This is a genomic window from Sorangium sp. So ce145 (genome assembly GCF_051525985.1).
In the GTDB taxonomy this organism is placed as follows: Bacteria; Myxococcota_A; Polyangia; order Polyangiales; family Polyangiaceae; genus Sorangium; species Sorangium cellulosum_B.
Genome location: NZ_CP150315.1, coordinates 7,341,382 through 7,355,464, shown reverse-complemented (window position 1 = coordinate 7,355,464; position 14,083 = coordinate 7,341,382). Strand labels below are relative to the sequence as shown.

Genomic DNA, 14,083 nt, shown 5'->3' with positions numbered 1-14,083 from the left:
GCCCGCTGCGAGGTGCAATGCGCCCCATGCCGGAGCGACCAAACCGTCTCACAGAGACGTTGTGCCACAGTGACGACATCATGACTTAGGGCTTCCCCTGAAGGTGACTCGGGAGCCGACGGACGAGCTCACATGACTCTCCGGGCCGCGCGCCGACGAATCGACTTCAGGCCATCCGATCTCGACCGTCACCCCGCGGATGAGCCCGCCTCATCGATCTCCGATGAGCTTCCTCGAGCGCCGCACGCCCGCGGGCGCCCCACGAGAGGCGCGAGAGACGGAGAGCGAGGACCGAAACGCGGAGCGACGAGGGGCGAGCCGCGACACGAGCCGGGAGAAGAAAGAGCAGGGCGGAAGGCGAAAAATGTGACCATCGCGGGATACCGGCCGGACGCTCGGCAGGCCACGGCGAGATCCGCGGTTCGCGTGTTCGTGTGCGGGCGGGAGCCCGGCCCGCTCCTCACCGAAAAACCATGCGCGCGCCGCGCGGCCGCGATTACCCTCGCGCCTTCCTCGGAGCTCCCATGCCGGCCCAGCGAAGCGTGACGAAATGGCTCGAGCGAGCCCCTGCGCCGGTGTTCACGGCCTTCGCCGTGATCGCCGCGTTCTCGACCTACTTCTGCATGTACGCCTTCCGCAAGCCGTTCGCGGTCGGCTCGTACAAGGGGATGGTCGCGCTGCCGCTGCTCCCCGCGCTCGATCTGAAGAGCCTCTACATCATCGCCCAGGTGCTCGGGTACTGCGCCTCCAAGTTCCTTGGCATCAAGATCGTCTCCGAGATGCCGCCCGAGCGGCGCGCGCTCGCCATCCTCGCGTGCATCGGCGTGAGCGAGGCCGCGCTCGTCCTGTTCGGGCTCGCGCCGGCGCCGTACGCCGCCGTCTTCCTGGCGCTGAACGGCCTGCCCCTCGGCATGGTCTGGGGGCTCGTCTTCGGCTTCCTCGAGGGGCGCCGCGTGAGCGATCTGCTCGGCGCCGGCCTCTGCGCCAGCTTCATCGTCGCGAGCGGCTTCGTAAAGACCATTGGCAAAATCACGCTCGGCTGGGGGGTCCCGGAGGTGTGGATGCCGGCGGTGACGGGCGCCCTCTTCTTCCCGCCGTTGCTCCTCTCGGTGTGGATGCTCGCGCAGATCCCGCCGCCCTCGGTGGACGACGAGGCGCTCCGGACCCGGCGCGCGCCCATGGACCGCGCCGCGCGGCGCGCGTTCGTCCTCGCGAACGCGGGCGGGCTCGCGACCCTCGTCCTCGGCTACGTCGTCCTCACCGCCTACCGCGATTTCCGGGACAACTTCGCCCGCGAGATCTGGGACGCCCTCGGCTACACCGACCAGCCGGCCATCCTGACGACGGCCGAGATCCCCGTGGCGATCGGCGCGCTCCTCTCGGTCGCGGTGATGATCGGCATCCGCAACAACCGTACGGCGCTCGCCGCGATCCACGGCGTCATGATCGCCGGGGCGGCGCTCGCGGGGCTGAGCACCGCGCTTTACCAGGCGGGCGTCATCGGCCCCGTCGCCTGGATGATCAGCGTCGGGCTCGGGCTCTACGTGGGGTACGTCCCGTACAACTGCGTCCTCTTCGACCGGCTCATCGCGGCCGTGGGCTCGGTGGCGACGGCGGGATTCCTGATCACCGCGGCCGACGCCTTCGGCTACCTCGGGAGCGTGGCGCTCCTGCTCTACAAGAGCTTTGGCCAGGCGAAGCGCTCGTGGCTCGAGTTCTTCCTCGGCTTCAGCTACGCGACAGCGCTCGTCTGCGGGGCCCTGTTCGCCGCGTCCGCGGCGTACTTCTGGCTGCGCACCCGCGGCCCGTCCGCCGCCGCGCGGCCGGCGGCGCTCGACGCCTGACGCGCCGCGCGCCACGCGCCGCGCGCCACCGACTGCCGGTCGCGCGGGCGAGCCATGGGGGGCGCGTGGCGCCGGTGAGGTGGCGGGAAGACCTCAGTTGATCGGCGGGATCTCGGTCTTGCAGCCGACCTGGAGCTGGACCTGCCCGCCCGCCTGGAAGTGGGTGCAGGTCGCGGGGCACATCACGATCTTGGTCGGCGTGCCGCCGGTCGCGGGGTCGACGTCGTAGTACCAGCCGCCGGCGGTCGCGTCGCAGCGCGCCTCGCTGGCCACGTAGAAGATGGTCGACGGGTCGGCGCCCTCCGGCGGCGTGTGCTGGACGTTGAGCGTGCCGTAATCGAGCGTCTGCCCGGCGGACGGCGCCGGGACCTGGTACTCGCACGCGAGGCTCGTCCCGCGGATCTCGCTGAGCGCGTCGAGGAACGCCTGCGTCACGTCGGAGCTCGTGTCGATGAAGTAGGCCGATTTCGTCCCGCCGCCCTCGGCGATGCGGTTCATCGTGGCCTGGGCGCCGTCGTCGTCCCTGCCGAAGACGCCGATGACGAAGGTCGAGATGCTCGGCGAGCCGCCCAGCCCCTCGGCCGCGATCTCCGCGATGCCGTCGGCGGACGTGGGATTGCACTCGGTGGGCATCCCGTCGGTGGCGAGCACGGTGACGACCCTGTGGGTCGGGTTCGCCTGGGCGTGGGCCCGGGCCTGGGCGATCGCGCCGGAAAGGGCGCCGGCGGTGGGCGTGCCTCCGTCGGGGAACGTCCGGTCGATCGACCCGATGAGCTCGTCGGCCCAGGCGGCGTCGAGCGGCGCGATCGAGACGGCGGGCGTCGCGTAGTCCTCGGTGACGCACGAGTACGGGTGAGCGCAGGTGCTCCGGGACACCCTGTTGCACGTGCCCGCGCGGTTGGGACAGCGCTCGCCGATGTCGCCGCAGACGACGTTGCTGTTCTGGGAGCATACGCCGATGTCGATGCACGGGTCGCCGTCCGGGCAGTCCGCGTCGGCGACGCAGATCTGGATGCCCGTGCGGGCGTCGAACGAGCTCTGACAGGCCCGGAGCGCGCACGGCCCGCTGACGCCGCACTCCTCGTTGGTCCTGCAGCTCATGGGCTGGCCGGCGTTCAGCAGAGGGAAGTACTGGAGCCCGACGCCGAGCCCCTCCGACTTGGGGTCGGTGAAGAAGGCCTCGAGCGCGTCGGTCACGGCGGTCCACTTGGTGCCGCCCGTCGCGAGCCGGTCTCTCATCGACCCCGACGAGTCGAGCATGATGTAGAGGTCGAGCGGCACGAGCTCCGCCGTTTTCGTCTCCCCGGCGCACGACGCCTCGCCGCCGGCGCCCTCGCCGGCGCCGCTGCTGGGCCCGGTGGTGATCTCTCCAGGCCCGTCGGTGCCATAGCCGGTGCTCGTTGCTCCGCCTGTTCCCGAGCCATTCCCCGAGCCATTCCCCGGGCCTGTCCCCGAGCTGGCCCCGGCGCCCGCTCCGCCGGCTCCGCCGGCGGAGACCGACGAGCCATCGGCCCCCCCGCACGCCGCGAAGATCACGCTGATCCCCGTCGCGGCGAGCGCCACCATCGCTGACCGGTTCCTCATGAGAAGAATCGAAACACCCTGGAAGCGCTTTGTCGAGCGTGTTGACTCGAACCCTCTGTCCGCGCCCTGGCCCGGTGTGGGACGGGGTGAGACGCTTCAGGGGAGGGCAGGCGACAGCTGAGCTCCCCGTGTGCTTGCGGGCACAGGATTGCTCCGAAGCACAGGATTGCTCCGGTCCACAAGGTGCTTTGGAGCACACGCCTGCTCCGGAGCTTAGGGCTCCGCCGGAGCGCAGCGTGCTTTGGAGTACAGGGGGCTCCGGCGCGTCGCGCTTCGCCGGAATGCAGGGGTCGGGAGCGCCGGGGGGCTCCGTAGGGCGGCGCGGCGCCGAGCTCAGGGGTGCTTCTTCGGACCGACGAGGCTGCGGAGGACGGCGCGGGCGACCTCGGCCCCCGTCGCGTCGCGCAGGCTCACCGGGATATCGTACTCCCTGCGCTCGCTGGTCTCCGGGAGAGGGCACTCGCAGACGGCGCGGATCGTCCCGCGGGCCTTCTTCACGTACTCGATCGAGAGGCCCGCGACGATGAACCGGGCGTCATCGGGCAGCGCGTAGGACAGCGCCGTGTTGCCGGTGAGCTCGGCGAGGTTGACGAGCGCGACGGCGTGCACCGAGCGGAGGTGGTTGCGCAGCCCCGGCCGGTCGCGCATCGACACCTCCGCGCGGCCGCGCTCGAGGACCTCGACCTCGGCGCGGATCGTCCCCGTGTACGGGGCCATCGCGCCGATGAGCCGGCTGAACAGGCGCTTGCCCCCCGGCAGGACGCTCAGCTTGTCCCAGACGTCGCGGATGGTGTTGCGGCGCGAGCTCGCCGCGATCGATGCGAGAGAGAAGTCGGTGAGCTTCATGCGCTGGATCCGCGGGGCGGGGGCGGCAGCCTGCCTCGAGTCGCGCGCGGGTGCACCCGGAATCCCCGGCGAGCCGGTGCGTCCCGGCGCCTCCTCGCGCCGCAACCTCGGCGCAGCACGATTCATTCTCGGCATGAATTGTACTTCGTAGTGTTATTCGATAATCGGATGGATCCGGAGCGCCCTGGCGCCCCCGTTCTCGCGAGCATTCTGCGGCATTTTCGGCCTCCGGACGCCCGTGAGCAGCCGCCCGGATCCCCCGTCCGTCGCGCGTGGCCTGCTTCGGGCGGCAATCCCCCGTCCGTGCCCGGAACTGGACTTGTGTATGACAAGACCTCGACGTCCGGGCCAAGGTGGCCCACCCGAGAAAGAGCGCGCTTTCGAGCTTCTCTTTCGCGAGCAAACCTCCGCGCTCGTAGGGCGCTGGCTGACGGGCCTGGGGGTCCCGCTGCGCGATCGCAAGGACCTCGCGCAGGAGGTGCTGTTCGCGGCCTACCTCAGCTTCAACAAATACAACCCCGAGATCTCCCGGCCCGAGCGCTGGCTGAACAGGATCACGGTCCACACGGCCTCGCACTACCTGCAGCGGGCCCAGCACCGCTACGAAGAGCTCGTGCCCGACGATGAGCTCCCTCCCCTCGTCGACCCCTCCAAGACCTCGGAAGAGCTGCTGATCTCGGATCAGGAGCGGCTCGTCGTGCTGGAGCTCATGCAGCAGCTCGACGCCGACGCGCACTGGATCCTGGTCGGGCACGATCTCCACAGCACCCCGATGGCGGATCTCGCGCAGCAGCGCGGCATCCCGCTGTCCACCGCGTACAAGTGGCGCGCGCGCGCCATGCGCCTGTTCCACGACATCCTCGTGAAGCGCCGGCGCGAGGACCGGAAGAGGGAGGGCTTTCGCCTCGTGCTGCCCCTGGATCTGGCGGCGCTCCTCGCCACCGCGCGGATCTCGCCGCGCGTGCCCGACGACGTCCGGGCCTCGATCCTCCGCGGCGTGCAGGAGGCGGTGGGGGCGCTCAAGGCGGGCAGCGCCGGGAACGCCGCCGGGGGCGTCGGTCAGGCGCTGAGCGACGCCGCGACGTGGCTCAAGGGCCTCGCGAAGCTCGTCCAGCTGCCGGCCCTGGGCGTGGCCGCGCCCGTCGCGGCCACGGCGGCGGCGGCCACGGGCGCGGCCTGGCTCGCGCTCCACGCCCCGGAGCCGCCGCCTCCGCAGGAGGCGAGGCACGTCGTGCCCGCGCTCGTCGCCGCCATGCCGCCGCGCCGGCCCGCCGAGCCGCCGGCGCCGCCCGTTGCGCCGCCGGCGGCTCCGGCGTCCGTCGAGGCGCCGCGGCGGAGCCCCCCGGCCCAGCGGCGCGCGCGCGTGCCGCCGCGCGACCGGGGGGAGCGCGCGCCGGCGCCGGTCGCCGCCGAGACGATCGAGAAGCTCGAGATCGAGATCGACGGGCCCGGCAGCAATCACGACATCGCCCTGTTCGATGCGGTCACCAAGGCGCTGCAGGCGCGCGATCCGGACCGGGCGATCGCGGCGCTCCAGCGCTACGAGCGCGAGATGCCGAACACCCTCTTCGCGTCGGAGCGCAAGGTGCTCTGGATCCGGGCGTTCGTGATCGCGAGGCGTTACCCGGAGGCGCGCGCCCTGCTCGAGGAGGTGCGGCTCGATACAGCGATCCAGCGGCAGGCGATCGAGGAGCTGGACACGATCCTGAACCCCCGGTGAGCGGGCGACCGGGCCTCCGCGCGCCCCGCGCCGCGGCGGCTCAGTCGCCGGCGTAGGTGCCGAAGCTCGCCCGGCCGCTCGTGGAGACCTGCGGGGCGGCCTGGCCCACCTGCACGACCGCGGACACGAACGCGGCGGGCTTGAGCCCCTCGTCGGGCCCGGCCTCGTTGGTGATGTACTCCAGCCCGAGCCCCGCCAGGAAGCCGAACGACGTGGTGTTGCCGCCCGAGCCGAGGATGGGGATCGTCGGCGCGACGCCGACGTAGCCGAGGAGGCCGACCCGCCCCTCGCCGAGCGTCTGCACGAAGCCGCCGAGCTGCGCCGCGATCGGGAAGGCCCGGCGCTCCACCGGGTCGTAGCGGTCGATCGCGAGCGCGACGCCGACGGCGCTGAGCACGCTCCGCGTGACGAGGGGCTTCTCCACCCACGGCGCGCGGGTGACCTGCAGCGTGGCCAGCATCGCCGGGACGGTGAGGTACGCGCGGAAGCAGGTCCCCGCGGCCTCGAGCGTCTGGAAGTTGTCCTCGCCGCACAGCGGGACCGAGTGGATCGCCACCGAGCCCACGAGGCGCCGGGCGCGCTCCGGCTCGCCGGGCTCGTTCGAGCGCAGCGAGCTCGCGACGCGGCCCGCGTCGGAGACGAGCACCACCTTGCCCTGCGGGCTCAGCGGATCGCTGTAGACGGCCAGCCGGAGCCGCGCGTCCCCGTCGAAGTCCTCGGCGAGCGGCGGGAGCGGGAACTCCGCGCTGCTCGGCGTGACGATCCACGTGCCGTTCTGGAGGAGCTCGATCGGCGTGCCGCTCCGCATCTGATCGGTGCGCGTCAGCGAGACATGGAGCGCGAGCGGCGCCACGAGCCGGTGCTTGGCCTGGCCCGTCAGCCGGATCCGGCAGTTGCCCAGCCGGAGCGGCGCCGGCGAGATGACGACCGCGCCGTGCGCGAGCGGCTGCGGTCCGGGGCGTGATGGATCGACGTCGGGCGCCCGGCGAGGAGGCGGCAACCCGGCCGGCGGCTGGGCCTGCGCCGGCGGCTGGGCCTGCACCGCCGCGCCGGGCTGCGCCGTCGGACCGGCCTGCGCCGCCGTCGAGGGCCGCCGGCCGGCGCCTGCGCCGCCCTGGAGCTGCCCATCCGCGCGGGCAGGTCCCCGGCCTCCCGGCGGGGCAGGGGACGGCGCCCTTGGCCCGGGCGGGCGGGCGCTCCCGGGCGGCGGGAGGCTCCCGGCATCGGTGCGGGGCGCGATCGGCGTGGGGCCGCAGTCGACCTTCAGGTCGTCGGCGAGCGGATCGGGGAAGAGGAGCCGCGCGGGGTTCGACTCGACGAGGTTCTCGAGCGGCGGGATGGTGACCCGGTACGTCGCGTTGACGACGTTGGCCGCCGCGGGCGCGTGGAGGTTGAAGGCGGTGACCCGGAGCCAGCCGCCGCCCGGGAAGACGCGGAGGACCTTGCCATCGGGGCGCCCGCAGCCGCCCGAGGCGACCTCGAGGACCGGCACGGTGAACGTGCGCTGGAACGGCTGCACCCGGGCGTTGCCGCAGCTGTCGACGATGGCGAGGTAGTGGAAATCGGCCATCTCCGACTGCTTCGGCCACTGCATGCCCAGCGTGAGCTCGCCCGCGTCGGCCGGCGGCGGCTCGGGCCGGCCGTCGCGGCAGACGTCCACGCGATCGGGGGACAGCGGCGACGGCGCGGCCGGCGCGCCCACGGGAGAGCGCGGGGCGTCGGCGACCGGGCGGTAGGAGCAGACGTGCCGGTACGAGCGGCGGCCGAGCAGCACCGGGTCGAAGTCGAGCAGGCGCTGGCCGTCCTCGGTGAGCCGCCCCCACACCGTGAGCGGCAGGGGCAGCGTCGGGGTCTGGAGCTTGATCGAGCGCAGCATCTGGTCGCCGATCGGGCTCTGCCCGGGATCGCCGGTCTGCGCGGCGCAGCCGCCGCCGCTGCACAGCCAGCGGCCGCCGCGGCGCGCGGCCTCGATCGGGACCGGATCGGTGTCGCGGACGCTCATCCAGACGCGGCGCGCGTCCGGGAAGATCTCCGGCCCGCCGGCCGACGACGCGGCGCTGGCCGTGCCCGCCGGCGCGCGCACGACCTGCAGGCTGCCGCCGAAGTCGGCGGGGACGGCCATCGGCCCCGCGTCGGTCGGGCGCCTCAGGGTGGTGGCCGGCTCCGGCGTATCCTCCTCTTCGGTCTCCCCGGTGTCCGTCTCGGGATCGTCCTGCGCCGGCGCGGTGGCGGGCGCGGCGATCGCGAGCGCGAGCGCCACGGCCGACAGGAACATGGCGGATCTGCGTGCGCTCACGGCGAGCCTCCCCCTCCGGCGCCCGGCTCGGGCTCCGGCTCAGTCTCCGTTTCGGCGTCCTCTTCCGGTTCCGGCTTTGGCTCCGGCGTGACGGTGACGGGCTCGGACGAGCACTCGGGGCTCGCGAGCAGGCGGGGCGTCACTCGGAGCGTCGTCGTCCCCGGCGCGACAGCGACGCCCTGGATGATCGTCGCCTCGCTGTCCTCGCCGCGCAGGGTCACCGACGCCCCGCCGAGCGCGATCACCTGGTCGTCGCCGACGGTGAGGTCGACGGGGACGGCGATGCGCACGCGCTCGGCGTTGTAGGCGCTCACCTCGAAGAGATCGCCGGGCGTCCCCGCGGCGACGACGCTCCGGAGGGCGCGCACGCGGAGCAGGCGCGGCTCGGGGTCGACGGTGAGCGAGGGGATCGGGTCGAGCGCCTTCTGCCCGGAGCTCACGGCGATCTTCACCTCGCCGCCGAGGTCGCTGAAGCACAGGATGAAGGGCGGGCTCTCCCCGGTCGCGCCGAGCAGCACGCGCAGGCGCGAGGTCCGCTCGAGGCAATCGGCGGTGAGCGAGAGGGCGGCCTCGCTGTGCAGCGACTCGATGATCACGGGCGCGTGCTCGACGACGCCCGGCGCGTTCAGGGGAGGCGACGCGCGGACGCGCGCCTCGCGCGCCCGGATCGCGCCCGGCCGCCAGGTGGCGCCGAGATCGTCCGGCAGGGGGCCGATCGTGCACATGAGGGGGACGTAGGTCGCGAGCACGCGGTCGCTGTCGCCGAGGCCCCCGGCGATGAGCGCGAAGTTGGTGGCGTCCTCCGGCAAGCCCGCGGGGAGGATCGTGATCGGGAGCTCCTCGGTGCGGTCGGCCCACGAGACGACGAGCCGCGCCTCGCCGGACCAGTCGCCCTCCGAGGCGGCCGTGAAGCGGGCGTAGCCCTGGGTTCCGGCGGTGCAGCGGAACGCGCCGTCCTTCACGCCGCACGAGGCTCCGTCTTCCTGGTCGCGCTCCACGGGGTGCAGCGCGAGCGCCTCGCTCGGGACGGCGCGGACCTCGACGTAGCCGCCGTACGCCGGCTCGTTCGCCTCGGTCAGCTTGAGCGAGACCGCGGTCCGCCAGGGGCTCTGGCGGGGCAGCACCGGCTTGCCCGCCTCGTCGAGCGTGTCGGCGGCGAACAGCGGCCCGGCGACGTCGGCGCGGAGCTCGACCTGCCCGCTCCCGGCGAGGGGATAGCCGCGCTCGATGCAGGCCGAGGCGAGCGAGGCGAGGAGGAGCGCGCCGGCGGCCGCCGCGAGGAGCGGCGCGCTCGGTAGGCGCGGGCGGCGCGGGCGAGCTTTCGCGCGGGGCGCGTGGGGCGCGCGAGGCGTGCGAGTGCAGGAGCGGGGCACGGCCGGCCGGGGCGCGCTCACTTCTGGTAGATCTCGGTGTACTCGGTCCCGAGCGGGTGGCGGTGCCAGGCGTAGGCGCTCTGCGGGAACCCGCTCTCGTCGGTGTAGTCGCAAGGGCCGAGCTCCCACTCGGTGTGCCAGACGCTCGCGCCCGTCGCCGGGTCGACGGACATCCCGTGGGCGGTCACGTCGCTCTCCGGCTCGGCGGGGTCGTGCACGACGCGCGTGGCCTCGTCGAGGTAACGCTCGAGGACCGCGACCGGGATGCGCGCCACGCGCTTGCCGGGCATCGGGATGAGGAACACGTCGCTCTTGTCAACGGTGCTGGTCATGGAGCTCTCTCCTGGCGAGCAGCGGGGGGCGGCGTTCCGGGACGCGGAGCGCCGGCTCCGTGGCCGCGGGTCGCGCCGGAGCGCGGGCTCTCGCTGGTGCTCGGCGCCATCCCTCCAACGCGGCGCCGAGCATACCCGCTTCCCGCAACGCGAGGGAGCGCTTCGCTCGGCGCGGGCACGCGGGGCCGAGGTGGTCCTGCGCTCTCGGCGCTGGAGCCGCCGTGACCGGGCCCGCCGCGGCGAGGGGAGGCCTCGCTCGACGATCGTTTTCGAGGAGGGACCTGCGCGCGGCGCGCAGGTGGACATCGCCTGTCCGGTGGCACCGACCACCAGCGCGATCGCGTTGTTCGATGTCATGGACATGCCCTCTCGCTCGCGCGGATCCGCCCCGCGGACGCGTCGCGCGGAAGCGTTGCGCGGGGAGCATCGCCCCGGCACATCGACGCGGAGCGGAGGCCGCCGAGGGCGGGGCGTCGGCGCCCCCTGTGGTAAGCTGCCGCCGCCGTGGCCCCTCCCGAGCTCGTCCCGGTCGCGGCCGCCTCATGCTCTCTCCGGATTGCCCGCTCGTCCTTGGTGGCCGCTACCGTCTCCTGAGCGAGATCGGCCGCGGCGGCGCGGGTGTTGTGTACATGGCCGACGACCTCGACGGAGGCGGCCATGTCGCGGTGAAGGTCCTGCTCCGGACGCACGCGGCCGGCACGGCGGCGGCCTCCCGGTTCGAGCGCGAGATCCGGGCCATGCGGCTCCTCGACGCGCCCGGGTTCGTGCGCATGCTCGACGCCGGCTTCGCCCGCGAGCTCGACGATGCCCCTTTCCTGGTGATGGAGCTGCTCCGGGGCCACGACCTCGAGCAGCTCGTCACCACCCAGGGCAGGCGCTCGCCCGGCGAGGTGCAGCGCTGGCTCGGCGAGGTCGCCGAGACCCTCGAGCTCGCCCACGCGCGGGGCCTCTCCCACCGCGATCTCAAGCCCGCGAACCTCTTCCTCGCGATCGGCGACGACGGGCGGGAGCGCGTGAAGATCCTCGATCTCGGCCTGGTCAAGGCGGTCGACCCGGGCGCGCTCGGCGCGTCGGGCGGGATCACCGCCACGGGCACGGCGATCGGCACGCCCATCTACATGGCCCCCGAGCAGGCGCGCGGGCGCTCGGACCAGATCGGCCCCGCGGCGGACGTGTGGGCGATCGGCCTCATCGCCGTCCGCCTCCTGACCGGCGACATCTACTGGACCGCGAACAGCATGGCCGAGCTGATGGCGGCGCTCCTCGTGATGCGGCTCTACCCGCCGTCGACGCGCTGGCGGTGGCTCCCGCCCGCGTTCGACGCGTGGTTCTTGCGGTCGTGCGACCGCGACCCGGCCGGGCGTTTCCCTTCGGTCCGCCAGCAGAGCCTCGCGCTGCGCGCAGCGCTCGAGGGCTCCTCGGCGGCCGCCGAGCCGCCCGGCGCCGGCGGGCCGGCGTCGCCCGGGGGCGGCGTGCCCGCGGACATGCTCAGCACCGACACCATCGAGCTGGCGGGCACCGTCGAGGCCCCGCCCCAGGAGCTTCCCGGCGGCGCGCACCGCGACTCGGACCGCTTCTTGCCGCCGCTCGGCCCCCACGGCGCTCCGCCGCCCGGCCCCCACGGCACCTTGCCGCCCGGCACCTCGCTGCCGCTCGGCTCCTACGGCGCGCCGCCGCTCGGCACCTCGCCGCCGCCGCCCGGCTCTCACAGCACGCCGCCGCTCGGCTTGCTCGGCTCGCCGGAGGCCGAGCGGCCGCGCCACAACCTGCCGGTCCAGCGCACGCCGTTCGTCGGCCGCGCCCGCGAGCGCGCCGAGATCGCCGCGCTCCTGCTCGACCCCGAGGCCGGCCTGCTCACGCTCACCGGCGTCGGCGGCACCGGCAAGACCCGGCTCGCGCTCCAGGTTGCCGAGGAGCTCGTCCCCGCGTTCCCCGGCGGCGTCTGCTTCGTGCCCCTCGCGTCGCTGCGCGAGGCGGCGCTGGTGCCCTCGGCGATCGCGCAGGCGCTCTGCCTCGGCGAGGGCGGCGCTCGGCCGGATCTCGAGCGCGTGGTCCAGTTCCTCCGCGACCGCCGCCTGCTGCTCCTGCTCGACAACCTCGAGCACCTGACGGCCGCGGCGCCGGCGATCGCGCACCTCGCCGCGAGCTGCCCGCACCTCTCGCTCCTCGTGACGAGCCGCGCCGCCCTGAACCTCTCGGGCGAGCGGCGCTACGTCGTGCCGCCGCTGGAGGTGCCGGAGCCGCGCGACGTCACGGTGGACGCCGCGCTGGCGAGCTCCGCGGTGAGCCTGTTCTGCCGCCGGGCGGCCGCGATCAAGCCTGGCTTCCAGCTCGGCCCCGACAACGCCGCGGAGATCGTGGAGATCTGCGCGCGCCTCGACGGCCTGCCGCTCGCGATCGAGCTCGCCGCGTCGCGCCTCCGGGTCCTCTCCCCCGCGGCGCTGCTCTCGCGCTTCGGCGACCGCGGCGCCGCCGGGCGCGCCTCCGCGCCCGCGGGCTCGTTCCGCCTGCTCACGGGCGGCGCGCGCGATCTGCCCGAGCGCCAGCAGACCATGCGCGCCGCCATCGACTGGAGCTACGGCCTCCTCGATCCGGAGGAGCAGCTCGCCTTCCGCACGCTCGCCGTGTTCGCGGGCGGCTTCTCCCTGGCCATGGCGGACCAGATGTGCGCCTTCCGCGATCCGGCGCTCGACACGCTCGGGATCCTCGAGTCGCTGATCGACAAGAGCCTCGTGCTCCAGGTCGCGGGCGAGGAGCCGCGGTTCCAGATGCTCACGATCCTCCGCGAGTACGGACTCGATCGGCTCGTGGAGGAGGGCGCCGCCGAGGCGTGCAACCGGCGCTTCGTCGAGCTGTCGCTGGAGCTCGCCGATCGCGCCGCCGAGGCGCTCTGCGGGCCCGAGCAGGCCGCGTGGCTCGCGGCGCTCGATCTCGAGCACGACAACCTCCGCCTCGCCCTGGAGCTCGCGCTCGCGGGCGCCGACGCGGGCGCCGCGGTGCGCCTCGCCGCGGCGCTCTCGCGGTTCTGGTACATCCACGGGCACTACCAGGAGGGCCGCGCGTGGCTCGGCCGGGCGCTCGCGGGCGCCGGGGGCGTCGCGCCCGAGCACGTGGCGTCGGCGCTCCGGGGCGCGGGGAGGCTCGCGCTCCTCCAGTGCGACTACCGCGAGGCGCGCGCGCTGCTCGAGCGGGGCGCGACGCTCTACCGCGAGCTCGGGGACGAGGGCGGGCTCGCCTCGGTGATCCAGATCCTCGGCAGCGTCGCCCGCGAGCAGGGCGACTACGAGCGCGCGCTCTCGCTGCACGGCGAGAGCCTCGCGCTGGCCACGCGCCGCGGCGACACGCTCGAGGCGGCGCGCGCGCTCGGCTACTCGGGCTTCGCGGCGTGGCTCTCGGGCGACACCGCGCGCGCGGAGGGCGCGTGCCGCCTCGCCCTGCCGGAGCTCCGCCGCGCGGGCGATCGCGAGGGGACCGCGACCGCGCTGCTCTACCTCGGCTGCGCGGCGTTTTACCGCGGGGAGCTCGGCGAGGCGGCCCGCCTCTGCGAGGAGAGCGAGGGCCTGTCGCGGCAGGTCAAATTCAAGGAGGGGATCGCCTGGACGAGCAACATCCTGGGCCTCATCGCCATCGAGCGCGGCGATCTCGCCCTCGCGGAGCGGCGCCTGCGGGCGAGCCTGCGGCTGCACCGGGAGCTCGGCGATCTCTGGCGCTCCGCGAGCGTGCTGGAGGCGCTGGCGCGCGCGGCGGTGCGGGCGGGGAAGGCGGAGCGCGGCGCGCGCCTGCTGGGCGGCGCCGCGGCGCTCCGCGAGGCCATCGGCACGCCGGTGCCGCCCATCGAGCGGCCGGCGCTCGAGGCGTGCGTCGAGGCCGCGCGCGCGGCGCTGGGGGAGGCGGTCGACGATGCGCGCTTCCTCGAGGGCCGGGGCGCCGGGCTCGACGCGACGATCGCGGCGGCGCTCTCGGAGTGAGCCCGTTCGCGTCGCGTGAGGGAACAGGTCTTCAGCAGGAGTGAACGGGGCGGATCGAGCAGGATTTCGCGCCCTGGAAACAGTGCGGTTCGCTTCCGTTATCGAGCGCGCCGTGCTCGA

8 protein-coding genes are annotated in these 14,083 nt (G+C 74.1%); 3 read left to right on the top strand and 5 right to left on the bottom strand.

Going from position 1 to position 14,083, the window contains the following annotated elements:
• Positions 1 to 524 precede the first annotated feature (524 nt).
• The gene (locus WMF34_RS26990; RefSeq protein WP_012237863.1) at positions 525 to 1,844 is read left to right on the top strand and encodes a DUF5690 family protein; all 1,320 of its coding nucleotides are present in this window, start codon (positions 525 to 527) and stop codon (positions 1,842 to 1,844) included.
• Positions 1,845 to 1,937: 93 nt separating this feature from the next.
• Here WMF34_RS26990 and WMF34_RS26985 read toward each other — a convergent pair whose 3' ends face one another.
• Both WMF34_RS26985 and WMF34_RS26980 read right to left on the bottom strand, forming a co-directional pair.
• Positions 1,938 to 3,428 (bottom strand): VWA domain-containing protein, encoded by a 1,491-nt coding sequence (locus WMF34_RS26985; RefSeq protein WP_157906926.1) that lies wholly within the window; start codon positions 3,426 to 3,428, stop codon positions 1,938 to 1,940.
• A 333-nt stretch (positions 3,429 to 3,761) separates the two neighbouring features.
• Entirely contained in the window at positions 3,762 to 4,274 is a 513-nt protein-coding gene (locus tag WMF34_RS26980; protein ID WP_157906925.1) for a hotdog fold domain-containing protein, read from the bottom strand.
• Positions 4,275 to 4,599: 325 nt separating this feature from the next.
• On the opposite strand from WMF34_RS26980, the gene WMF34_RS26975 reads away from it, so the two are divergent.
• A complete protein-coding gene (locus tag WMF34_RS26975) occupies positions 4,600 to 5,994 on the top strand; it encodes an RNA polymerase sigma factor (protein WP_437989571.1) in 1,395 nt (464 codons plus the stop codon).
• A gap of 40 nt (positions 5,995 to 6,034) precedes the next feature.
• Here WMF34_RS26975 and WMF34_RS26970 read toward each other — a convergent pair whose 3' ends face one another.
• Genes WMF34_RS26970 through WMF34_RS26960 form a run of 3 tightly spaced genes read right to left on the bottom strand, consistent with a single transcriptional unit; the run spans position 6,035 to position 9,995 of the window.
• Positions 6,035 to 8,290, bottom strand: coding sequence for a hypothetical protein (locus WMF34_RS26970; RefSeq protein ID WP_012237859.1), 2,256 nt, complete (start codon positions 8,288 to 8,290; stop codon positions 6,035 to 6,037).
• Positions 8,287 to 9,684 (bottom strand): hypothetical protein, encoded by a 1,398-nt coding sequence (locus tag WMF34_RS26965; protein ID WP_437989570.1) that lies wholly within the window; start codon positions 9,682 to 9,684, stop codon positions 8,287 to 8,289. The genes WMF34_RS26970 and WMF34_RS26965 overlap by 4 nt, the downstream gene beginning before the upstream one ends.
• The gene (locus tag WMF34_RS26960; protein WP_012237857.1) at positions 9,681 to 9,995 is read right to left on the bottom strand and encodes a hypothetical protein; all 315 of its coding nucleotides are present in this window, start codon (positions 9,993 to 9,995) and stop codon (positions 9,681 to 9,683) included. The genes WMF34_RS26965 and WMF34_RS26960 overlap by 4 nt, the downstream gene beginning before the upstream one ends.
• Positions 9,996 to 10,537: 542 nt before the next feature.
• On the opposite strand from WMF34_RS26960, the gene WMF34_RS26955 reads away from it, so the two are divergent.
• On the top strand, positions 10,538 to 13,963 hold the full coding sequence (locus tag WMF34_RS26955; protein WP_437989569.1) for a protein kinase domain-containing protein: 3,426 nt from the start codon (positions 10,538 to 10,540) through the stop codon (positions 13,961 to 13,963).
• The last annotated feature ends 120 nt before the right edge of the window (positions 13,964 to 14,083 follow it).

Excerpts from the sequence above, each read along its gene's own strand:
- WMF34_RS26990 (WP_012237863.1), top strand. The coding sequence starts at position 525 with ATGCCGGCCCAGCGAAGCGTGACGAAATGGCTCGAGCGAGCCCCTGCG.
- WMF34_RS26985 (WP_157906926.1), bottom strand. The coding sequence starts at position 3,428 with ATGAGGAACCGGTCAGCGATGGTGGCGCTCGCCGCGACGGGGATCAGC.
- WMF34_RS26980 (WP_157906925.1), bottom strand. The coding sequence starts at position 4,274 with ATGAAGCTCACCGACTTCTCTCTCGCATCGATCGCGGCGAGCTCGCGC.
- WMF34_RS26975 (WP_437989571.1), top strand. The coding sequence starts at position 4,600 with ATGACAAGACCTCGACGTCCGGGCCAAGGTGGCCCACCCGAGAAAGAG.
- WMF34_RS26960 (WP_012237857.1), bottom strand. The coding sequence starts at position 9,995 with ATGACCAGCACCGTTGACAAGAGCGACGTGTTCCTCATCCCGATGCCC.
- WMF34_RS26955 (WP_437989569.1), top strand. The coding sequence starts at position 10,538 with ATGCTCTCTCCGGATTGCCCGCTCGTCCTTGGTGGCCGCTACCGTCTC.